Source organism: Ensifer sp. ENS07 (genome assembly GCF_014852185.1).
GTDB classification, from domain to species: Bacteria; Pseudomonadota; Alphaproteobacteria; order Rhizobiales; family Rhizobiaceae; genus Ensifer; species Ensifer adhaerens.
The window spans coordinates 20,243-41,885 of the sequence record NZ_JACVBE010000021.1; the positions used below are offsets into that span (position 1 = coordinate 20,243).

Sequence of the window (21,643 nt, forward strand, 5' to 3'; positions counted from 1 at the left end):
CGAACCTTAAGCCGAGATGCTGACAGGTGCTTGCCGCATCAACCGTCCGACCAGAAGCGCTCCTTGTTGAAGCTTTTGTTTTCCTTACCGGCCTGGGACGCCCGCTTTAGAACGCGCGGTGTATCGTCGGCGCTTGCCACCGAGAGCTCCAGGTTCGCCGGAAGTGCCAGACGCTCAAGCTCCTTGGCCGGCGCAAGCGCCCACTTGAAGAGTGCGGCGTCGCGAATTGTCCACTCGGCATTTGTAGGCGACGGGCCGGTGAGGCTGCTTTCGCCTGCAGCTGGATGGCGCATCATGCCCACGCCAAGCGCAACCTTGAACGACGAGGAGGGAATGAAAGCCGAGACGTCTGTGGGTAGCGCGCGCTCGGGCGTGGGGACGGGCGTCACGGTCGCGGCGGTAGCCGTGGCGCGCAGCGTCGGCAGCGGCACGGTGATCGCCGCAAGGTCGAAGAACGGCGACTTTTCGGCTGCTTCCTTCCGCATGGTCTGAAGCTCGAGGGCTTCTTCACCGCGGCTCTTGCGCGTGGGAAGCATCGCGGTCAACAGCGTGTTGCCGGCCGGTTCTCCGCCCTTCAGTTTGGCTGGGCCGGCGCTGTTTGCAGCGACGATCGAGGTGGCCTTGACCCGTCGCTTGTAGTCGGCCATCGCCTGGTCATACCCCGGCAAAGCCCCGCCGCTTGCCGGAAGGTGGAGTGTCTGCCCCTTGGGGAATATACGCGCGAGTTCCTGGCGCGACATGCGCGGCCACGCCCGTACGTTTCCGACGTCGAGATGTACGAAGGGAGATCCTGACGTCGGGTAGTATCCCACGCCGCCGACCTGCATCTGCATGGCGACTTCCCGCAGCCGGGTGAGCTTCACGCCCGGAATATAGAAGTCCATCGCCTTTCCCAGCATGTGCTGGCTGTTCTTGGCGACCCCGGTGCTGCGGGAGCGGCCGCGCAGCATGCTGTTGGTGGCGGGCGAGCGGTAAGCCGAGACGACGTTGATATAGTCCTTCCCACCGGCGCGCTGATAGACCTCCCAGACAAGATCGAGAAGACGCGGGTCCATACGGGCGGGCTCGTTCCTGCGCCAGTCGCGCAGGAAACGGTTGATCTGCGCGAGCCCCTTCTGGTCGTATTTGCCGTCCCGCTTGAAGGTGATCGTCGCGCGTTCACCGGTGTGCGTGAAGAACAGTTTCAGCGACCGGACTTCCGCCGACGACGCCGTGCTGGTGAAAGTCATGGCGGATGCTGCAAGGGCGGTGATGGCGGCCGCTCGAGCGGCCCACCGGGCAATACGCTTCACGCCTCTGACGATGGCAGGCGAGGCAGGCTCTGGATACGCAGTTACAGGATACTCAGACACAGCGGCTTCCGATTCAATCGAGGTACAATCCACCGGCGGCAACGGCCGGCGGCTCGGCTCTTCGACGGAGATTATGGTCAACAAAGGATTAAGAAGCGGTTGATGCCATCGGACGTGCTTCCCCGGTGATGAATTTCCGCGAGGTGCATGGATTTCAGGGCCTCGGCTTGCCCTTACGTGAAGGTGTTGGCTCTTGTTTTCCTCAATCTATACATTAGTTACCATGAATGGATTGGTCGGTTGCACCGCGGTACTTGCATAGCCAAGGTGTCCCATGAAGAGCACGAAAGACGTCATCGCCGAACTGACCCGCGCCGCGCGCGACGTTCACATGCTGACGGAGGGCGAAAAGCTCCGTCTTGTCTCCCGGGCCTATGTCGCGATCAAGGAAGGTTGGGAGCTGCTCGGGCAGCCCAATCGCCTCAGCGAGTCTGCCGAAACGATGGACATCATTCGCGCCGGCGGCATGCCGGTATATCTCTATGACGATGAGATGCGGGCAATCCTCCAGGAGGCCGTCAAGGTCATCAGGCAGATCGAAGCGGCGATGGAAGCGAAGAACACCCCGGCACCCACATCCGGCGAAGATAGCAACCAAGGGTCGTGAATGGGCCCGAAGCAGTTCGAACAATGTTGTCCGCCGTCAATCCGCGCGGCGACGTTTTGACTGGCTGGATCGACCAGATCGCCACGTCGGGGATCTGATCCGTTGGCGCGCTACATCGCAATTCGATCGGACGTCAGGATCAGAATGATCGCCGGGCCAGCCAGGAAGGCTGCGAGGAAAAGTGCCGACAGGATCGAGCGTATGAGGAAGCGCAGCAGGGGGCCGCGGGTCATCGAGCGGCCCTATGCTCATGGCGCGAACTAACAGTTTTCAATCCCGGCCCGGAAGGGCACTCCACTTGTGACGTCGTCATGCTTCCTGCCTTTCCGGTTCGTTGAAGGCCGCGCCTATCACTGCTGATACGAGCGAGGGCGGCTCGATGCGTGCGCTAGCTCTGAACGATTGCAGCAGTGTTACGTTCGGCTGCCCCGTGGTTTCCGTAATGCTGCTGTAATTCTTGCGGCAGATTCGAAAGGTCGAAGCCATGGGGTGCCGATGCGGATACTGCTGATCGAAGATGAGAGGGAGCTGGCGGCGGCACTGGCTGTGGCGCTCAGCAAATATGGCATCGTCATCGACCATACGACCCATCTCGCCGATGCAGCCGAACTTGCGCGTCAAAATGACTACGGCGCTATTCTTCTCGACCGCCGCCTGCCCGACGGTGAAGGGCTGAGCTTCATCCCGCAATTGCGCCGCATTGGCCAAGACGCGCCGATCATCGTCCTGACGGCACGCAACGAGCCGATGGAACGGGTTGAAGGTCTCGACACCGGGGCGGACGACTATCTCGGCAAACCCTTTCTCGTCGAAGAACTAATGGCGCGCCTGCGCGCCGTGTTGCGCCGTCCGGCTGCGCTTGCTGAGCTTCAGATCAAGGTGGGACGAATGGCGCTCGATCCGCTGAACCTCACCGTGACCGTCGATGACGTGAAGCTTGACGTCCCAAGGCGCGAACTCTTCGTGCTCCAGGCCCTTGCGAGGCGCCGGGACAAAACCGTTCTCCGCTCGACGCTCGAAGCAGCGGTCTACAACTACGAAGAAGAGATCCAGTCGAACGCGATCGACGCCCACATTTCAAGGCTGCGCAAGCGGCTGGCGGATGCTGGGGCCGGAGTTTCGATTCACAACATCCGTGGGGTCGGTTACCTCCTGAAGGAAGAGTGATGGGTCAGACGACAGGACGCAATCCGTCGCTCTGGTGGCGGCTCAGCTGGCAATTGAGCCTCGTCATCATCGCCGTCGTTGCCTCGGTGATCATCGGGCTCTGCATCTGGGCAACCACGATCATGTCGCCGAACACGGCCATGGAGGGGACGGTCGTCTCGGTCGTGTCCCGTGCCGTAGGCCGCGGAAGCGATGGTCAACTGCAGCTTTTTGAGACCCATGACCTGACGACGCTCAAGGCGCAAAACAGCGCATTGTGGTTCGTAGTTGCCACCACCAGCGGTGCCTTCGCGTCCTATGGATCCGTTCCGCCCGCCTATGCCGCGCTGCCCACGGTAATCCACCTGTTCGACGAAGCGGATATCAGGGGGGCCGCAGCCACTGGCGAGATTGCGACGATCGAAAACGCGAAGACGCCGGCTGGCGAAGTCCGGATTCTGTTTGGCGGCGTGGCGGACAAGGGTTGGGGTGCCCTGGCTCTCTTGGCGAAGGCCTATCCAATCTACCTGTCTTTGATCGCCAGTGCTCTCCCGGCGATTTTTCTTGCCGTTCCTCACATCGTCGGGCGTGCTCTCGCGACGGTGAGCGAGGTTGCCGACGAAGCATCGCGGATCGATCCGCGCCGCCACGGGACGCGCCTTCCGCTCGCGGGAATCCCGAACGAAGTCGCCCCGGTTCTGATCGCATTCAACGGCGCACTTGAGCGTCTCGAGGACGAGTCCAGAAAGCGGCGGCGCTTCCTGATCGATGCGGCCCACGAACTGCGAACCCCCATTGCGATCATGCAGACGCGCATCGATGGCATGCCTGATGGCCGGGAGAGAACGCGCCTGATGGATGATGTCGCCCGGCTCGCAGAAGCGGCAGAGCAGCTTCTGGACTTCGAGCGCAACGACCAGGCGCTCGTTCTGGACGAGCCGATGGATCTGGTTGACATCGCGCGATCGGCGGTTGCCGATCTCGCTCCGTTGGCGATAGGGGCTGGCTATCAGGTGTCTTTCCACAGTGACGTGGAGACGCTGGCGCGAAAGGGCAACCCACCTGCCGTGTTGCGCGCGGTCACAAACCTCGTCCGAAATGCGATCGATCACGGCGGCAATTCGGGCATGATTGCCGTCTTGGTCTCAAGCGATGGGCGCGTGGAGGTTTCCGACGAAGGACCTGGCATACCTGCCGAGCATCAGGAACTCGTCTTTGAACCCTTTTACAGGGTTTCTCCCAAGGACACGGGCGCGGGTCTTGGTTTGAGCCTTGTAAAACAGGTGGCTTCAAACCACGCGGGGCGTGTCAGTCTCACGAGTTCAGCGCGCGGAACCAAGGTGGTCGTCCACCTCTGACCGCGAGAGGCGTGGGATTTAGGTCGCGGTCACCGCCGCGCCCATGCTTGAAGGGTTTTCGAGACACCACCCCTTCGGTGTCAGCTCTAACCTGCTTGTAATTCTGTAGCAATTGTCCATCCCCAAGGTCGCCGTTGCATGTCAACGGAGATCATGAAACGTGCTAAAAGAATATTTTATTCAATCGCTTGCCTGGGTTTCTTCATCGCTCGTCCCGGCCCGCGCGGTGGCGCTGGCAGGGCTACTCTCGGCAACCCTGGTCGGATGCCAATCGGTTCCATTGAAGGAGGCGGGGACTTTGACCTCCTATGGCAAGCTCGGTCCGTCGAAAGGCATGGTGGCCAAGAAACGCCTCTACGTTGATGGACAACGTCTGGTCGACGTGAAAACCGTCCGCATCGCGCCAACGACGTTTTCCTTTGCAGCCGCCTCCAAGATCAAGTCCGATGCCGATCGCGATTTGGTTTCGAACGCTCTCGATCGGGCGCTCTGCGTCGCGCTCAGCGACAGGTACCAGATGGTTCCTGCCAATCAGCCTGCTGATCTGACGGTTCGCTCCGTGATCGCCGATATTGTCCCGACAGACAAGGCGCTCGCAGGGGTTTCCACGGCCATCACCATTGGTACGGGGTTCGTCCTGCCCGTCAGCGTGCCGCGATTGCCTGTCGGCCTGGGAGGCTTGGCTGTAGAGGCCGAAGCGGTCGATGCCAGCGGTCTGCAAAGTGCCGCCATGCTTTGGGCGCGTGGTGCAAATTCGATCCTCGACAAGCCCCGTGTTTCGGAAGTCGGCGACGCCTATAGCTTTTCGACGAAATTCGCCGACGCGTTTTCGCAGGTGCTGATTTCCGGCAAGGAGCCGAAGGCATTGGATATCTCGCTGCCGACCCGGCAACGCATGCAGTCCTGGTTGGGTGGCAAACCCAAATATGCCGCATGCGATGCCTTCGGTCGGGCACCGGGCCTCGTCGGCGCGATAGCAGCCAAATACGGCGCGCCGCCTCAATGGACCGACAAGAAACCAAAAGCTGCGGCGCAACAAGCGTTCAACTCTCCTATTGCGCGATAGCTTGCGGTTGGCGATCCTTATTTCACCCCGCCATGGGCAAGCCCGCTCACGAGGTAGCGTTGCATGAACAGCGCGACCAGATAAACCGGCGCGATGCCTGCCAGGGAGGCGGCTGCCATCTGGCCGAAATTCACGAGACGGTCGCCCTGGAAGAGCGAGATGCCCACCGGCAAGGTCCGCGTGGCGTCGGAGAAGGTGAAGGCGGAAGCAAACAGGAACTCGTTGTAGGACAAGACCGTGACGATGATGAAGGTCGCGACGATGCCGGGCGCGATGATCGGTACGACGATCTGCAGCAGCGTGCGAAATGGACCGGCGCCGTCCATCGCCGCTGCCTGTTCGATCTCGATCGGCATCCGGCGCAGGAACGGCATCAGCAGCCAGAAGGCGACCGGCACGTTGGCGAAACCATAAATGAGAATCAGGCCGGCGCGCGTATCGAGCAGTCCGGTTGTCTTCAGCAGAAAAAACAGCGGGATCAGCGCTACGATCGGCGGCGCCATGTAGCTCGACAGCGTCACGTCCGACAGCCATTTGCCACCGATCTTCAGCCGCAGGACGGCATAGGCCGACGGCAGCGCCAGCGCGATGGTGACGAGGCCCGAAACCAGCGACACGATCACGGAATTCAGGATGAAACCGAGGATGTTGGCCGCGTCGAAGGCCGCCGGCCAGTTGGCGAGCGTCGGTATCGTCGGCCAGAAGCGTCCGTTGAGCACGTCGTCCTTCGTCTTGAAGGAAACCGCGATGAGATAGAGGAAAGGCAAGGCAAAGAAGCTGACGACCGGCGCTGTCGCAAGGCCGAGCCACAGATGTCGCGCGGCAGGTCTCACAGCTCTCGCCTTTCGAAGTGCTGGTGCAGCCGTACGACGGGCAAGGTCACAAGCCCGATGACAAGCGCATAGATCATCGTTTCGGCCGCGGCGCGGCCGACGTCGAACTGTTCGATCGCCCGCCGATAGATGGCAAAGCCGGCCGATGTCGTCGCAAAGCCCGGTCCGCCGAAGGTCAGGATGTAGATGAGGTCGAAGAGCTTGAACGACAAAATGAGCTTCAGCAGATAGATCGACGAAAGCGGTGCGGCGACCAGCGGAAGTGTGATGTGCCAGAAGCGCTGCCAGCCATTGGCCCCGTCCACCAGCGCTGCCTCGTGAACGCTGTCGGGTACCGTGGAAAGAGCCGCAAAGCAGAGAATGACGATGAATGGCGTCCATTGCCAGAGGTCGGCGGCGCCGATCGCCAGCCAGGCGAGCGTCGGGTGACCAAGAAAGGAAATCGGCTCGGAGATAAAGCCATAGGTGATCAGGCTACCGTTCAGGAGCCCGCCTGCCGGCGCGAAGATCAGCTTCCAAGCGATGCCGACCATGACCGGCGGGGTCATCAGTGGCAGCAGAACGAGGCTCATCAAAAAGCGGCCGGCCTTCAACAGGGAAGTGAAAAGCAGCGCGATCAAGAAGCCGAGCGCAAGCTGCACCAGCGAGGTGGCAAGTGCATAGGCGACGCTTCTGCCGATGGCCGCGAGGAAGATCGGATCCTGAAGCGCCGTTGCGAAGTGCTTGATGCCGACGAAGCCGCGGAACGGCTTTCCAAGCGTGCTCTTGCTGAAGGCAAGCGCCAGCAGAAAGACAGTCGGGTAGAGCGTCGTGACGATCAGCGCGACGAGAACCGGTGCTATCCAGGCCAACCGTGCGAGACGCGCCCAAAAGGCGTGGGCGCGCGCGGCAACATCCGCCGCGCCGGCGCGTTCCAGCACCTCAACGGCAAAGGTGGTCATGCGGCCTCGGCCAGATCCGGGCGTGTCGGCCCGCTGCCGGCCCGGGTGGCCAGCAACATGTCCTCGATATCGTCGAGGTCGCTGGGCGTGAGCGCAAGGGTTGCGGCATCGATCCAACCGTCGATCTGCAGCGGTTCGCGCGCGCCGATGATGGCACCGGTGACGCCGGGCCAGGAAATCGCCCAGGCCGCAGCGATCGCAGCGACGGTCGTTTCGTGTCGCGCGGCAATCGGCCTCAAGCCTTCGGCAAAGGCCAGGTTGCGGTGAAGCGCTTCGCCCGAAAATTCCTCGTCGCGCGATCGCCAATCGTCGTGCGGAAGGGCCCGGGCGCGCGCCGGCGTAAAGGCGCCGGTGAGCAGGCCTGATTGCAGTGGGCTGTAGGCGATGACGCCGCTGCCATGCGCCTGCACCCACGGCAGGTCTGCTCTGGCGAACTGGCGCTTGATTGCCGAAAAGGGCGGTTGCACCACATCGACGGGCGCCACCGTTGCCGCGCGCTCCAGAAGCGCCCGATCGTGGTTCGAAAGCCCGATGGCCCGTACCTTACCCTCTTTCTTCAACTCCGCAAAAGTCGCCCAGTATTCCTCGACCGGCGTGCCGTCATTGGCAGGCCAGTGCACCTGGTAGAGGTCGATGACATCAACGCCGAGCCGCTTCAGGGAAGCCTCCAGCTCGCGGCGAATGGATTGGGCATTGCCGATGCGGGCGGGAAGGGCGTTGCGGTTGTCCGGGTCCCAGATCAGCCCGGCCTTGGTGAAGATCAACGGACGTTGGGAGCGTGGGATGGTCGAAAGCGCCTCGCGCACGATCTGTTCGGAATGGCCGAGGCCATAGACGGGCGCCGTGTCGATCCAGTTGATGCCGCGCTCGACCGCATGACGGATGGCGGCGATCGACCGGGTATCGTCCTGACTTCCCCATCCCCAGCCCCAATCGGGGCCACCGATGGCCCAGGCGCCGAAGCCAACGGGCGTGATGTCGAAATCGGTTCGGCCGAGCCTGCGTTTCGGCAAGGATCTTGCGCTCATGGTCTTTTGCCTCGTTTCAGAAAAAGTGGCGGGGCGGCGCCGGGAGGAAGCGCCACCCCGCAAGCAATCAGCCGTTGGTCTCGATGATTTCGGTCCAGGCCTGGTGGGCATCGGCGATCGCCTGTTCCGCGCTTTTGGTGCCGGCGAGCGCCAGGGCCAGTTCGTCGGTCAGCGCATTTTCGAGTTTTGGCGCATAGACGGCGGTCGGCCAGGCCAGGCTGTTTTCCAATGCGCCATCATCGAGCAGCGGTTGCACCAACGGCTGGAAGTCTCTGAAATTCTTAGATTTCAAGCCAGACTGGCGGTCCGGGTCGATGCCCGAGCCGGTGAGCGCCAGAAGCTCCTGGTGGTACTCCTTGCCGGTCGCAAGCTTGATCAGGTCCCAGGCGACGTCCTTGTTTTTCGATCCGCTGGTGATCGCAAAACCGAAGCCGGCATTGAAGGCGAGGCGGGGTGTTTTGTTGCTGCCGCCGACGGGAATGCGCGTCACCCCCCACTTGTCGACGATCTTCGAGCCCTTGGGGTCCTGTGCATAGCCGCCGAGATCGGTCCAGAAGTCGATCTGTGCAGCCTTGCCGTTGAGAAACGCGGGCAGCCCTTCTTCGAAGCGGGTTTCAAGTGGGGTCGGCAGCGCATGGGGAGCCGACGCAAGCAGCGACTTCAGGGCTTCGACGGCCTCGGTGCTGTCGAGCGCCGAGGTGCCGTCCGCCTTCAAGAAGTTGCCGCCGAAGCCGGTGAGCCGGTTGGCATAGGTGGAAAGAATGATGACCGGGATCTTCGCGCCCAGAACCGCAGCACCATAGATGCCGTTCTTCTTTTCCGCCTCGGTGATCACCCTGGCGTTCTCGTTGTATTCGTCCCAGGTTGCCGGCGCCTTCAGGCCGTAGCGATCAAACAGCTCGCGGTTATAGAACAACAGATGGCTGTCGCCGTCATAGGGCAGGCCATAGCGACGGCCGTCATGCAGCGTGTACTGGTCGTAGATCGTCTGGATGAAGTCTTCCGGCTGGATCTCGGCCTTGTCACGCTCGATGAGATCGGTCACGTCCTCGATCACGCCATCTTCGGCGAGCTGACCCTTGTAGGTATAGAAATAGTCGATGACGTCGAACTGGTTGGCGCCCGACTGCACGTCCAGCGTCGCCTTGACGCTGACCTGGTCGTAGGGCACCGCCGTGACGTTGACCTTGGCTCCGGTCAGCCTTTCGAAATCTTCGGCAATTTTCTTGCCCGTGACGACATGCGGCTGGATGATCAGGAGATTGACCGTGCGGCCGGCATATTTGTTGCCGGACGCAAGGGCCGTCGAGGAGGCAAGTGGCGCGATGAAGGGCAGGGCGCCGGCAGCCGCGAGCGATTTCAGCACGCTGCGGCGGCGATAGGCCTGGCCGAAAATGGAACTGGACATGAGATCCTCCGTCGAAATCTGGGCTGGCCAGCGTTGTCATTCGTTGCAGGCGGAACGGGTCCGGCGCACGCGTTGTTGCCAGCATCATGCGTGAGAAACCTCGGTTTATACACATTTAGTCTATGTATTTTATGTAGTATTGCGGAATGATTTTGCTGCTCTCCCCCCCGGCCGGAGTAGGAATTTCCTCAAGCGATTGTTCCTGATCCGCCGGAGCCGGGACGAAAGCCGTCCCGGTCCATCCGGTTGCGCACAGATGGTAAGTGCGATCCGCTCGATATATGTCCGATGATCAGTCAACCTTAGCAGTGGCCAGACGTTGCGCTTTCAATCCGAGCAGAATTCCGAGGGAAGGCAGGATGCCCGCTACGAGCAGGTTGGTGCCGAGATCGAACCGATCGACAATACGACCGCCGGCAAAGGATCCGGCGGCAATGGCGATATTAAAGATTGCGACGAACAGCGCCGTTGCGACTTCGATGTCGGAGGGTGCCGACTTCATCATCCAGGTTTGCAATGAGACCGAGACGCCACCATAGGCGATGCCCCACAAGATGAGGACGACCGCACCGCCAAGAGCGGAGTTTCCGAAGAGAGCAAAGCCGAAGAGGACAGCAGCAAGGGCACCGGCAATGCACAGCAAGGTCGCGCCGGTACGCCTGTCGGCGACAGGGCCAGCAACAAAGTTTCCGCCAATACCAGCGGCTCCATAGGCAAACAGCATGAGCCCGACCCATTGTGTGCCGATGCCCGAAACAACTTCCAGAAGCGGACGTATGAAGGTGTAGGCCATGAAATGCCCCGCAACGAACAGGAACGTGATCGCCAAACCAAGCTGGATCCGGCGGTTCAAGAGCTGATGGCCAAACTGGCTGAGCCGGACGGACTGGTGGACGGGCAGCGCAGGCAACGCACAGAGATTGACCACAAGCACGATCGCACAAAAGACCGCCATCGCGGCAAACGCGAAGCGCCAGCCCGCCGCGTCACCGATCATGGCTCCGACCGGAACGCCAAGAACCGACGCTGCTGCAACGCCGCCGAAAATGATCGCCGTTGCGACACCGATCGATCGGCCCGGAACCAGCCGTAGCGCAAGGCCTCCGGCAACGGCCCAGATGCCGCCCATGCAAAGGCCGACAATGATACGCGCCGCCAGGAGCAAACCGATCGTACTGGCCAGCGCCGAAATGATGTTTGCAACAACCAGCAGCAAGAGAAGGGTGGTCAGGATGCGCCTTCTGTCGATCCTGCCGGCCAAGAGTACCACGGTGAGCGCAAAGAGCGCGGCAAGCAGCGCCGGCAGCGAGAGCGTCAAACCGGCGGTCCCCATCGACGTTTGAAGGTCGTCTGCGATCGGCGTCATTAACCCAACGGGCAGCATCTCCGTCGTCACGACGCAAAAGGTCGACAGGCCGGCGGCATAGACCGGTAGCCAATTCTCCCGGTCAGGGCCTCCCTTCCTTTGGAGTCCGTCGGTTTCTTCCTGGAGTTTCATCTAATTGCCTCTTTCATTCTGGGGCGAGGCACGTTGTGGCGCCCAGCCAATCCTTCATGTCCCGTTGCCGGGACGTTGCGAGGCATTCTTTACTGTTTCCGATATTCAGATAAACTTCGGCCTTATGGAAACAAAAGGGACGAATCGTCCCCAATAGGATCTTGCGATGCTGGACCATCTCGGCGATGTGCGCGCCTTTGTTCGTGTCGCCGATGACCAGAGCTTCACCCTGGCGGCGGAACGGCTCGGCCTCTCCCGTTCCGCGGTCGGGAAATGTGTCGCACGTCTTGAAGACAATATGGCAACGCGGCTGATCCATAGAACAACGCGTAGCGTCAGCCTCACCGAGGAGGGCCAGCTCTTCTACGAGCATGCGATCAGGATCCTGTCAGAAGTGGACGACGCGGAGTTCGCCTTGGCACAACGGCACCAGGCCCCAAGAGGGCGCCTTCGCATCGATGTGCCGATCGCCCTCGGTAGGCTGCACATTCTGCCCGTTCTCCAGCGCTTCCTGAACCGTTGGCCCGAGGTGGAAGCGGAGGTTTCGTTTTCGGATGAGTATCGCGACATCGTCGGCGACGGCATCGACGTTGCCGTTCGTATCGGCGGGCCCACCGACAGTCGCCTCGTGCGGCGGGTCCTGGCCTCTCATCGGCTCATAACCTGCGCTGCGCCGGAGTATTTAAAGCGGCGCGGAACGCCGCGCACCATCGACGAACTGACGCGCCACGACAGGATCGGGTTCAAGCACGCAGGCGGACCGGTACCGTGGCATTACAGGGTCGGCGGCGGAGACCGGGACGTCGGTGTTCAGGGAAACTTGCGTCTCGGAAACACCGAGGCCATTCGCGACGCTTGCCTCGCCGGAACGGGCCTTGCGCAACTCGGCGCCTTCCTGGTGGGCCGCGACATCAGGGAAGGCAGGCTTGTCCCCCTGCTCGAAGAATTCGAACGCGACGAGCCGCCTGTTTACGTCGTCTATCCGACACGAAAGCACGTTTCTCCAAAGGTCCGCCTTTTTATTGAGGCCATCCGAGCGGAATGGGCGGCCGGTGCGCCCTGGGCGTAGCCCGGCGCGCCCTCATGCCTTCGGCTGTGCTACTCGCAACTTGTGGGGCGCGATCACGCGCACTACCTGTGAGGCGTGAAGAGCGGCGGCCGCAACGGCATGTCCTTGAGGTGATGATGAAACTGCCCCCGCAAGCTGGAGCCCCGCCTGCGAGCAATCCCGACGTGTTCGACGCATCCTGCTCGGCTCGGCATGCGCTCGAACTGATATCGACGAAATGGGCGATCCTCATCATGTCGGCGCTCGCGGCGGGCCCGATGCGCAATGGCGCGTTGCTGCGCAAGATCGAGGGCATTTCGCAAAAGATGCTGACCCAGACGTTGAAGGACCTCGAGCGCAACGGGTTGGTGCAGCGTCACGATCACCAGACGAACCCGCCCCATGTCGAGTACAGTCTGAGCTCAGTCGGCCTGTCTCTCAGCGAAACGCTCATCAGCCTCGACCGATGGGCGGAGCGGAACTTTCCGGAGCTTGATTACTTCAGGGAGCAATACGATGCGGCCGCGAGCGAGGCAAAGGCGGCCAGGCGGCGGAAGGTCCGCCTGGCCTAGCCGAAAGATATTGCGCGCACGCAAGACGGCTCACGCCCAGACGCGACCTGATCGCGGCGTGTCGATCTGGTAGTCGGAGGTGTGAGCGCTGAAGAAGTTCCGACCGAACACGCGTGCCCGTCCGATCGGGTCACTCGGATCGCGGCAAATATCTGTGCGTGCGTTGCCATGGCCATGAACGACGCCGACGAAGGTCGAACGCGTATAGCGGCTGAATTCCTGGAACTGATGCTGCGGGCTGGACGAAACGGTGGGGTAGGTCTCTTCTGAGCTGAGGACGAGGCCGATCCGTTTTCCAGTCATCTGCGCGACAACGGACGCCGATTGTGGATGCGACGCGGCCACGTAGCAGAACATTCGATCGAAGAACGCCTTCAACTGCGCAGAGACGCCATACCAATAGATCGGGCTTGCGGCGACAAAACCGTCAGCGGGAAGGTAGGAGCCAAAGAACGCCCGCCGGAAACCGTCGTCGATCGCGCATTCGCCATCGGGCATACGACATTGGCGACAGTCTCTAAGCAGCGCCGACAGGACGTCGTCGACATGAACGGTCTCGACCTGATGGCCCGCCTCAAGCAAACCATCGGCCACCGCTTTCGCCATCGTCGTGGAGTTTCCATCGCGCCGCGGGCTGGAGCAGAGAACCATTGCCTTCATCGATATCTTCCTCAAGCAGCGGACAACCTGGAAAGGGAAACTCCAGGGCTTGGCTGCAGGCCTATCGGGCGCAGAGGCCACCTACAAGTACGCACCTTGGGGTGCCTATGTTGCGGGTGCTTTCGCTCTTTCGCTATTCGGTTCGGGCCGCGACGGCCAGTTCGGCACATGCCGGGTAGAGGCGCTTGCTGGTGACAAGGGATCGCGGCCGTGGCCTTGGGCCCACGTGGCAAATCGACCGGAGCAGGCTGCAACAGCGCGCGCAGTCGTGTCGGCAGAGCGTCTTTTCAGTTCAGCAGGTCTACAGCCGTTTGGGCATGGGTGTTGTCCGGCGGTCAAGGTGTTGGTGGAGAACACGCTCGAGATCCCGAATGATGGCTCGTCACGAGAGCCGCTGCTGCACAGGTCGGGATCGCAAGGGGATCCGGACCGTTTGCATGCCATGACCCTACGGCTGTGGAGGGATGCCGTGCCGATGGCCAATACCTGGCGAAGCGGCTTTCTGATCGAGTTGCGGCCCGCAATGCAGCTGACACCGGAGGTTTATTCTTGACCGATGCATAGCTGGATGGCTATGTATCGTGCTTAGCCATTTGGTATGGGGCTCCGCGCCCATCACGGTGGATCCGACCCTGAACGAACTGACGGAACAGTCGAGGTCCGGGATGTCTGAGAAGAAAGTCGGAAAGAACGCACCGAAAGCCGCTTCCCTTGCGCCACGCTCAAAGATCGGACGCAAGACGCCGCCGACAAAATCGGCCGATGGCGTCGTCCTTCTAACCGGCGGCAATCCGCAGATCGCAAAGGGCTACGGAAATGCGCCGGTGCAGCAGTACATCGCTGCGATGCCGGGGTGGAAAAGCGATCTAGGCAAGCGGCTGGACCGGCTGGTCGTCAAGACCGTTCCCGGCGTCGAAAAAGCGGTCAAGTGGAACTCTCCCTTTTATGGCGTGGAAAAGGATGTCTGGTTCCTCAGTTTTCATTGCATGACGAAATACGTGAAGGTCGCTTTCTTCCGCGGGGCGCAATTCAGCCCCTTACCTCCCGGCACGTCAAAACAGCCGGATGTTCGTTATCTCGACATCTATGAGACGGACGAACTCGACGAGGCGCAGTTCATGGATTGGGTCAAGCAGGCCAGCGAACTGCCGGGCGAGAAGATGTAAAGCGTCGCCGCAGATCCTTCGCCGCCGGGAATGGCCGGGCCAACGGATGTCAGCGGCCACGGCGGCGTACGGCCGCGGCCCTGCCTCCCCACAAGCTGCTTCTCAATCGGCATTGCCCACCATGAGTATCTTCATGACGGCGGCCATTGCCGGGTCGGTGCCATCGGCATAGTCGGCAAAGCTAGTGGAGCGCGCGACGTCTGGCTGAAGGGGACCTGCCGGGACGTCGTAGACGTAATTCAGCAGGAAACAGGTCCTGATCTCCGACAGGCTGCAACCGTGTTCCCAGTCGTGATAGGCCGTCGAGTAACGGATGGTGATCTTCGAGTTCGGCAGAACCGTGCGGCCGCCTTCGCCCCAAAACTGCAGCCGGTCTCCTATCGGCTCGCCGACAAGTACCGTGCGCGGGCCGCCGAAGTACTTCAGTCGCGCCGCCGTGCTGATCGCGGCCGAAAACGTGTTCGCGCTGGTCAGCACAAACAGCCGTCCCTCCGGCGGCAGGATGGCCGGGAGCCTTCGCGAGAAATCGGCGGTCAGTTCGTAATTGCCGCCATTGTTGAACCGCAGGTCGACGACTGCATTGCGTATCGGTTTTTTCTCAGCTTCGTCCAGCACCTTGGCGAGCCCCTGCGACAGGCCCTCTGGCGTCGCATCCCTGATGCGGTTGATCTGGATGTAGAGAAGATCGGGCAAGGGATAGTGGTGCCAGACATTGGCGTCGGGGCGCGTGAGATAGGCCGGTAGCGTGACATCGTCGAGCACGTGCCGCCACCCGGCGCCGCGACCGGTCTGTGACAAGGGACTGAAATCGCGTCGTGGCCAGACATGGGCGTTCAAGGGTTCCGGCGCACCGGACGTGGCGACAAGAGCGATCTGCGCAGCGCTTCCATCCTCGCGACGGATGAAATAGGCGCTTTCCTGCGGGCTTTTGGCAAGGCCGGCGGCATGGAGCAATTCCGGCGAAATCGCGACATTCGGCACGAATTCCTTGGCGAGATTGGCGGGGCCGCCGAAATAGGGCCGAAGCGCATCGACAAAGGCCTCCGTCGCTCTTCCATTTACCTCAAGGATCTCTCCGCCCAAAAGGTGCGATTGCTCGCCTGTCGTGGCGATCACAAACAGGCCGTCGGCAAACCAGCCAAGCCGGATGGGAACCGCATTGAAGCTGTGGCCGCCGACGAGGCCGACCACGCTGGTGTGCCCATTGTCGGCGAGCGCGACCGCTTTTGCAGCCGCGATCGCCAGACCGGCGCGGTCGAGATCACCGGCCCGTTGTTCGATCACTTCGAGGGCGGCGGCAAACGCGGCCTGGGCGGTCGGCGAGAAGCTGCGGTCGACCTCGATCAGGCGCCGCAGATGGGCAAGGTCCTGCCTGTTGCGCTCCAGTTGCGAGGTCGCGGCCGGAAAGTCGCTTCGGGGATAGCTCTTCAGCGTCGGATAGAGAATAGCCGCAAGCGGCGCGACCAGCAGGAAAAGCAAGGCGGCAAGCGCGATCGATGCAATCCGAACGCCGCGCCGCCACCAAAACCTCTTGCCTCTCGGCGCCGGACCTTCCTTACCGATTTGAGTCTCGTTTCCCATCGATTGACGGCCCCCAACAGCGCCCCTCTTCAAGGCGCGATCCATCCACAAATTCGGCGCTCCAGCCAGGGCCGGCGATATTCCTTCAGCATCGCGCCCGAGCCCTGTTCCGGCCCGCAGCAATGACGGAGGTCGGACGATCGGCAAGACAAGACGTAGGAACGGCAGCACGACAATTCCATGCTCGCCGCCGGGGAAAATCAGAAGGCCGGTTCGGTCCCGTATTCGTCGTGGCGCCGGTTCCAAACGTAGGGTTCGGTCTGTGGCCATCCCGCGGGAGACACTTCCCATGTTTCCTGGCGACCGTAGGGCGTCAGGTCCAGATACGTCCACATGCTGCCGAGATACTCCACGCCACGCGCACCGTTGAAATAGGTGCGGTAGATATCGTCGCCGTCCCTGAGGAAAACGCTGACGCCATGACGCTCGCTGGTCCTGGTCGGGTCATCCGGGTCGGCGACCGTGGCCCCCATGTCGTGGTTGAAGTCGCTCGCCATGGACGAGTACCAGACCGGGTGCTGCCACTGCATCCGGGCCTGATATTTCTGCAGCTTCTCGAGCGGCGCGCGCGAGATCAGCACGATGGACGTATCGCGTGCGTTGAGATGCGCCGGGTGGGTCATCGCGTCCACGACCCAGGAACAGCCGTCGCAGCCCGCCTTCCATCCGGGCGCGAACATGAAGTGATAGACGATCAGTTGCCGCCGACCATCGAAGAGGTCGGCAAGGCTTAAAGTGCCCGTGGGGCCTTCGAACGAATAGTCCTTGTCGATCCTGACCATCGGCAAGCGCCGTCGCTCGGCGCTCAAGTCATCGCGTGCGCGGGTGAGGGCTTTCTCCCTGGCAATCTGTTGTTCGATTGCGGCTTGCCACTCATCCATTGAAACGATCTTAGGCAACATTCTCAATGATCTCCCTTTTTGGGCAACTTGCGTGGGGGCATCGTTGCAACGCTGAACTCCGGTGGGCGACGTCCAGCCAACCGGCTCGGTTCGATTGCTCCCGAAAAGCTCTCAATCCGATCTTACCGGCGCGGTCTCCGTCGCATCTGGCTGAATTATGTTGTAAAAACATAACATGTCAAGCAAGCGGGAAGAAGTCTCGGTTTTCTGGGCATTGGCCCAGGCGCAGACCACCGACATGCTCTGCGCCGCCTTTTCAGACATGGATCGCTGTACCGTCATGCAGCATCTGAAGGTGCTGGAAGAGGCCGACCTGATCATCGTCAGCCGGGCAGGACGCGAGCGCTGGAACTATCTCAATGCGCTGCCGATCAAGCGCATTCACGGCCGCTGGATCAGTGAACATGCCGCCCACCCGGTGACCATTCTCGACAGACTGAAACCCGGCATGCCCGAAGTGCGTGCGGCCCTTCGTTCGGGCCTGCGCTATGCCGCCGAAGAGATCATGGCGCGCGACAAATACCAGCAGAAACTGACGCCGGCAAAGGTCGCGCTCGAGCTCGGTATTTCCGTGCGCCAGCTGCATGTCCTGTTCGAACACGCGGAATTGACCTTCGCTCGCACGCTGGCATCGATGCGGACTTCGCAGGCGCGGCGGCTTCTCGTCGAGCGGCCCGCCTTGCCCGTCACCGAGGTCGCCTATGCCTGCGGATTCGATAGTCTTGCAAGGTTTTACCGACTTTTCACGGGCGCTTACGGGATGGCGCCGGGCGAATTCCGGGCGGCAGGCTCGCTCCATTAGTCCCGGGCGGATGCCTGCCTTGACGTAAGGCCGGCCTCGGCGTCGGATCAATCCGGTTGCCAAAAAGCCATAATTGCTTCACCTAGATCCCTCTTCGAAACTCGGCATTAAGAATTGGGTCAACGCTGAATGCGCATTTCATACGTCTTCCTTGGTGCATTTCTTGCAATCGCGCCGTCCGCCTATGCCGACGTTGCCTCGCCTCCTGTTCTGGAGCCGCTGAAGCAGCAGGCACAGGCCGCACAGTTGAGCGCAAAATTTCTGACGCGCTACAGCTACAAGCCCGTTCCGCTAGATGACGCCTTGTCGGCCAAGATCATGGACAGCTTCATCGAGTCCCTCGATCCGGATCGTGGGCTCTTCCTGCAGGCCGACATCGACAGTTTCAAACCTGACCGCAACGAGATCGACGACGCCATCAAGAAGAAGGACCTGAAGATCCCGTTTGCGATCTTCAACGTCTATGGAAAGCGTGTCGTCGACCGCATGAACTACGCGCGCGAACTGCTGAAGCAGGACTTCGATTTCACGAAGCAGGAGGATTATTCCCTGTCGCGCGAGAAGGCGCCCTGGCCGCAGTCGGAAGCCGAGAGCAACGAGCTGTGGCGCAAGCGTGTGAAAAGCGACTGGCTACGCTTGAAGCTCAGTGGCAAGACTGATGCGGCCATTCGCGAAACGCTCGACAAGCGCTATGCAAACGCGCTCGAGCGTGCCTCCAAGTACAAGAGTGACGACGTCTTCCAGTCGTTCATGAACGCCTACACGACGTCGGTCGATCCGCACACGGATTACTTTGGCGCCCGCGCTTCGGCCGATTTCGATATCGCCATGAAGCTCTCGCTGGTTGGAATCGGCGCGGTGCTGCAGGAACGCGACGACTACACGACGATCCGCGAGCTCGTGCCTGGTGGGCCGGCGCAGCTGTCCGGCAAGCTTGCGGTCGGAGACCGCATCACCGGCGTTGGGCAGGGTCACGACGGCCCGATAAAGGAAGTGGTCGGCACGCGCATCGATGAAGTCGTGCAGTTGATCCGCGGGAAGAAGGGGTCGGTCGTGCGCCTCGACGTCCTGCCGGCCGATGCGGGAGCAGACGCCGCCCATCGCATCGTCACCCTCGTGCGCGACAAGATCAGCCTCGAAAAGCAGGCGGCGCAGAAGAGCGTTCTGTCTGTGAAGGCGGGCGATACCACCCGCAAGATCGGGGTGATCACTCTTCCGGCCTTCTATGAGGATTTCGAAGCCCGGCGCAAAAGAGAGCAGGATTATCGCAGCGCGAGCCGCGACGTCGCAAAGCTTCTGGAAGAGCTGAAGCAGGAACAGGTCGACAGCGTTCTGATCGACGTTCGCAACAATGGCGGCGGTTCGCTGGACCAGGCGATTGCCCTGACCGGCCTGTTCATCGGCTCTGGACCGGTCGTTCAGCAACGCAGTGGCGACGGCAAGGTCGTGGTGACAAGCTCGGAGTTTCCTGAGCCTCTCTGGTCAGGACCCGTCGGTGTTTTGATCAATCGCGGGTCGGCTTCGGCCTCTGAGATTTTTGCTGCGGCCATCCAGGACTACGGCCGCGGTGTCGTCATCGGCGAGCCCAGCTTCGGCAAGGGCACGGTTCAAACCGTCGTCGACCTCGACCAGATGGTCCGCAACAGCAAGCCTGCGTTTGGCGAACTCAAGGTGACGATCGCCCAGTTCTTCCGGGTCAATGGCGGCACTACGCAGCTGCACGGCGTAACGCCCGATATCAGTCTGCCGGGGCTTTCCGACCCGACGCGCTTTGGCGAGACGAGCTATGATAACGCCCTGCCGTGGTCAGAGATCAAGCCTGCGGATTATACGCCGGCCGATACCGTCACGGCGCTGCTGCCGGCACTGCAGGACCGCCATAATGCGCGCATTGCAAGCGACCCCGATTTCCAGCGCCTCCTCGAAGACATCGCCGACATCAAGGCGCAACGCGAAAAAGGCGTTGTCTCCCTCAACGAAGCCGAACGTCGCAAGGAAATGAAGGATCGCGAAAATCGTCTTAAGGCTCGAGCCCAGGGAAGCGATGGCGAGGATACCGGTGAGGACGATGGATTGAATGCGGACGAACGCAGCCTGAGTGCCGATATCGCAATGGAAAACGCCCGCAAGAACGCAAAGGACGTTCTGCTTGCTGAGGCGACCGCCATTCTGGCCGATGAGGCGGATTTGCAGGAAGGTGGGTTGAAGGCGGCCACGCAGCCACCGGCAAGTGCCACCGGAAAGTAGTCTGCTCGGCCGATGCGCGGGTACTTGAGGAAAGGTCGACAAAGCACTCTTTTGTCGACCTTTTTTGTTTCCCGCGCTCAGCGCAGACGTACAAGCCTATAAAATATCGTTGGCGTCGCTGAGCTGCGAGTAAATGGAGTATGCGCTCAGGAACAGAATGCTGAATACGATTATCGCGCTAAAAAACATAAAAAGGTACATCAATGCGCTCCGAGTAAAATCACCGTACATCCTTGTCCTATTGTTTTTTTGCAGGAACATTACGCTGCAAGAGACCTGATTTTTCCCGGATATTGAATTCAAATGGTAGTCAGCGCGTTGAGCTGAATTCGTAATGTTTTCACAAGGTGCAGGACCCCAATCGGCGCTCGTCTTTGACAACGAGGGTTCTGGGCGAATGACATGCAATGAGAAGACGAACAGCCATAGAAGGGGCGTGGCAGGGGGTCGGGGAATCGCAAGAATAGTGCCGATCATGCTCACTCTTGGGGGATGTACGACCGTTCCCTTGAAGGAAGCAGGAACGCTTACCTCCTACAGCAACCTCAGTGCTCCGAAGGGGAAGTTCGAGAAGAAGAGAGTCTATTTCAGCAAGGATGGCCTGAAGGACGTCAAAACGGTGAGCATCGCGCCGACGTCTCTGGCCCCGCCTGCGCTGCAGCGTGTCGAGAAGCAGAAGGACCGCCTGCTGGTAACGAACGCGATTGACCGCGCGATCTGCATCACCATGAGCGAAAAATATCAGATCGTCCCGTTCGGTACGCCCGCAGATCTGACGGTCCGAACGGTTGTTACGGACATTGTCCCGACCGAGCCGTCCGTCGCTGGTGCCGCCAAGGCGATTTCCATCGGCAGTTCGCTTGCCTTGCCGGTCGGCATACCACGACTGCCCTTCGGGCTCGGCGGGCTGGCCGTCGAAGCGGAGGCCGTCGATCGAACCGGCAAACAAACGGCGGCGATCGTTTGGTCGAAGGGCGCGAACTCGTTTACGAGTGAAGCGCGCGTTTCGCAGGTTGGTGACGCCTATGACCTGGCCGCGGCTTTCGGCAAGGATTTCTCAAGAATGGTCGTCGCCGGCAAAGAACCTGGAGATTTCGATCTGTACTTGCCGTCCGTTTATGACATTCGCACGTTGCTTGGTGGGAAACCCGGTTCTGCGATCTGTGAGGACTTCGGGCGTGCGCCGGGTGTGGTCGGCATGATCGGCGCCTCCATCGGAGCGCCGCCGTCCTGGACGGACAGGGGAGGCAAGCTCGCCGTCGCGGCAACCGGAACAGCCGTTTCTGCCGAAAAAACAATCCCTTCCATTGGCAGCCGCTGAGGCGGACTACGCTTGTGTCTCGTAACATTGTCGCAAGGTGGCAATGGGATCCAGGTATCGACAAAACGAGAAATAAACCGAGGTCATTTTATGCGTCTTTTCATTGC

The 21,643-nt window shown here is 61.0% G+C and carries 22 protein-coding genes and 1 pseudogene; 12 read left to right on the forward strand and 11 right to left on the reverse strand.

Annotation, left to right across the window (positions count from 1 at the left end; all coding sequences use genetic code 11):
* Positions 1 to 38: 38 nt before the first annotated feature.
* A complete protein-coding gene (locus IB277_RS35450) occupies positions 39 to 1,229 on the reverse strand; it encodes a DUF882 domain-containing protein (protein WP_051659394.1) in 1,191 nt (396 codons plus the stop codon).
* 397 nt (positions 1,230 to 1,626) lie between these two features.
* Here IB277_RS35450 and IB277_RS35455 point away from each other — a divergent pair, with 397 nt between their 5' ends.
* On the forward strand, positions 1,627 to 1,959 hold the full coding sequence (locus tag IB277_RS35455) for a hypothetical protein (protein ID WP_060581389.1): 333 nt from the start codon (positions 1,627 to 1,629) through the stop codon (positions 1,957 to 1,959).
* Positions 1,960 to 2,069: 110 nt separating this feature from the next.
* Here IB277_RS35455 and IB277_RS38770 read toward each other — a convergent pair whose 3' ends face one another.
* Complete coding sequence (locus IB277_RS38770; RefSeq protein WP_255382254.1) at positions 2,070 to 2,192, reverse strand: hypothetical protein; 123 nt, start codon at positions 2,190 to 2,192, stop codon at positions 2,070 to 2,072.
* 262 nt (positions 2,193 to 2,454) lie between these two features.
* Between IB277_RS38770 and IB277_RS35460 the strand changes: the two genes are divergently transcribed.
* A complete protein-coding gene (locus IB277_RS35460) occupies positions 2,455 to 3,126 on the forward strand; it encodes a response regulator transcription factor (protein ID WP_034798107.1) in 672 nt (223 codons plus the stop codon).
* A gap of 4 nt (positions 3,127 to 3,130) precedes the next feature.
* On the opposite strand, the gene IB277_RS38460 is transcribed toward IB277_RS35460, so the two are convergent.
* Positions 3,131 to 3,268, reverse strand: a complete 138-nt coding sequence (locus IB277_RS38460) for a hypothetical protein (protein ID WP_244496901.1) — start codon at positions 3,266 to 3,268, stop codon at positions 3,131 to 3,133.
* Here IB277_RS38460 and IB277_RS35465 point away from each other — a divergent pair.
* Positions 3,249 to 4,463: a HAMP domain-containing sensor histidine kinase gene (locus IB277_RS35465; RefSeq protein WP_246812894.1), complete on the forward strand. Its 1,215-nt coding sequence runs from the start codon at positions 3,249 to 3,251 to the stop codon at positions 4,461 to 4,463. The two genes, IB277_RS38460 and IB277_RS35465, sit on opposite strands and share 20 nt — an antisense overlap.
* A gap of 178 nt (positions 4,464 to 4,641) precedes the next feature.
* On the forward strand, positions 4,642 to 5,529 hold the full coding sequence (locus tag IB277_RS35470; RefSeq protein ID WP_112984795.1) for a DUF3313 domain-containing protein: 888 nt from the start codon (positions 4,642 to 4,644) through the stop codon (positions 5,527 to 5,529).
* Positions 5,530 to 5,546: 17 nt separating this feature from the next.
* Here the strand turns inward: IB277_RS35470 and IB277_RS35475 are convergent, their stop codons facing one another.
* From IB277_RS35475 to IB277_RS35495, 5 genes are all read right to left on the reverse strand, one after another.
* On the reverse strand, positions 5,547 to 6,362 hold the full coding sequence (locus IB277_RS35475; RefSeq protein WP_060643670.1) for a carbohydrate ABC transporter permease: 816 nt from the start codon (positions 6,360 to 6,362) through the stop codon (positions 5,547 to 5,549).
* A complete protein-coding gene (locus tag IB277_RS35480) occupies positions 6,359 to 7,303 on the reverse strand; it encodes a carbohydrate ABC transporter permease (RefSeq protein ID WP_113135549.1) in 945 nt (314 codons plus the stop codon). Before IB277_RS35480 ends, IB277_RS35475 begins: the two co-directional genes overlap by 4 nt.
* Positions 7,300 to 8,331: an aldo/keto reductase gene (locus IB277_RS35485; protein WP_112984775.1), complete on the reverse strand. Its 1,032-nt coding sequence runs from the start codon at positions 8,329 to 8,331 to the stop codon at positions 7,300 to 7,302. Before IB277_RS35485 ends, IB277_RS35480 begins: the two co-directional genes overlap by 4 nt.
* A 67-nt stretch (positions 8,332 to 8,398) precedes the next feature.
* Complete coding sequence (locus IB277_RS35490; protein ID WP_192373040.1) at positions 8,399 to 9,739, reverse strand: sugar ABC transporter substrate-binding protein; 1,341 nt, start codon at positions 9,737 to 9,739, stop codon at positions 8,399 to 8,401.
* A gap of 292 nt (positions 9,740 to 10,031) precedes the next feature.
* Positions 10,032 to 11,237 carry an MFS transporter gene (locus tag IB277_RS35495; RefSeq protein ID WP_192373041.1) on the reverse strand — a complete coding sequence of 402 codons (1,206 nt, stop codon included), beginning with the start codon at positions 11,235 to 11,237 and terminating at the stop codon, positions 10,032 to 10,034.
* A gap of 166 nt (positions 11,238 to 11,403) precedes the next feature.
* Between IB277_RS35495 and IB277_RS35500 the strand changes: the two genes are divergently transcribed.
* Both IB277_RS35500 and IB277_RS35505 read left to right on the forward strand, forming a co-directional pair.
* Positions 11,404 to 12,306, forward strand: coding sequence for a LysR family transcriptional regulator (locus IB277_RS35500; protein WP_192373042.1), 903 nt, complete (start codon positions 11,404 to 11,406; stop codon positions 12,304 to 12,306).
* A 116-nt stretch (positions 12,307 to 12,422) separates the two neighbouring features.
* Complete coding sequence (locus tag IB277_RS35505; protein ID WP_051659405.1) at positions 12,423 to 12,857, forward strand: helix-turn-helix domain-containing protein; 435 nt, start codon at positions 12,423 to 12,425, stop codon at positions 12,855 to 12,857.
* A 30-nt stretch (positions 12,858 to 12,887) separates the two neighbouring features.
* Here the strand turns inward: IB277_RS35505 and IB277_RS35510 are convergent, their stop codons facing one another.
* Complete coding sequence (locus IB277_RS35510; protein ID WP_246812895.1) at positions 12,888 to 13,463, reverse strand: flavodoxin family protein; 576 nt, start codon at positions 13,461 to 13,463, stop codon at positions 12,888 to 12,890.
* Between the two features lie 4 nt (positions 13,464 to 13,467).
* Here IB277_RS35510 and IB277_RS35515 point away from each other — a divergent pair, with 4 nt between their 5' ends.
* Together IB277_RS35515 and IB277_RS35520 are read left to right on the forward strand one after the other, a co-directional pair.
* A complete protein-coding gene (locus IB277_RS35515; RefSeq protein ID WP_162744752.1) occupies positions 13,468 to 14,070 on the forward strand; it encodes a hypothetical protein in 603 nt (200 codons plus the stop codon).
* 112 nt (positions 14,071 to 14,182) lie between these two features.
* Positions 14,183 to 14,683: a DUF1801 domain-containing protein gene (locus IB277_RS35520; RefSeq protein WP_060643687.1), complete on the forward strand. Its 501-nt coding sequence runs from the start codon at positions 14,183 to 14,185 to the stop codon at positions 14,681 to 14,683.
* A 102-nt stretch (positions 14,684 to 14,785) separates the two neighbouring features.
* Here the strand turns inward: IB277_RS35520 and IB277_RS35525 are convergent, their stop codons facing one another.
* The gene (locus tag IB277_RS35525) at positions 14,786 to 16,264 is read right to left on the reverse strand and encodes a hypothetical protein (RefSeq protein ID WP_113293864.1); all 1,479 of its coding nucleotides are present in this window, start codon (positions 16,262 to 16,264) and stop codon (positions 14,786 to 14,788) included.
* A gap of 200 nt (positions 16,265 to 16,464) precedes the next feature.
* Positions 16,465 to 17,166 (reverse strand): DUF899 domain-containing protein, encoded by a 702-nt coding sequence (locus IB277_RS35530; protein ID WP_034798126.1) that lies wholly within the window; start codon positions 17,164 to 17,166, stop codon positions 16,465 to 16,467.
* A 175-nt stretch (positions 17,167 to 17,341) separates the two neighbouring features.
* Here IB277_RS35530 and IB277_RS38465 point away from each other — a divergent pair.
* The 4 genes and pseudogenes from IB277_RS38465 to IB277_RS35545 all read left to right on the forward strand — a co-directional run.
* A pseudogene (locus tag IB277_RS38465) lies at positions 17,342 to 17,608 on the forward strand (ArsR/SmtB family transcription factor); the annotation flags it as partial.
* A gap of 63 nt (positions 17,609 to 17,671) precedes the next feature.
* Positions 17,672 to 17,968, forward strand: coding sequence for a helix-turn-helix transcriptional regulator (locus tag IB277_RS38470; RefSeq protein ID WP_234852832.1), 297 nt, complete (start codon positions 17,672 to 17,674; stop codon positions 17,966 to 17,968).
* Positions 17,969 to 18,097: 129 nt separating this feature from the next.
* Positions 18,098 to 20,215, forward strand: a complete 2,118-nt coding sequence (locus IB277_RS35540; protein ID WP_060530513.1) for a carboxy terminal-processing peptidase — start codon at positions 18,098 to 18,100, stop codon at positions 20,213 to 20,215.
* Positions 20,216 to 20,690: 475 nt separating this feature from the next.
* Entirely contained in the window at positions 20,691 to 21,536 is an 846-nt protein-coding gene (locus IB277_RS35545) for a DUF3313 domain-containing protein (protein WP_246812897.1), read from the forward strand.
* Positions 21,537 to 21,643 lie beyond the last annotated feature (107 nt).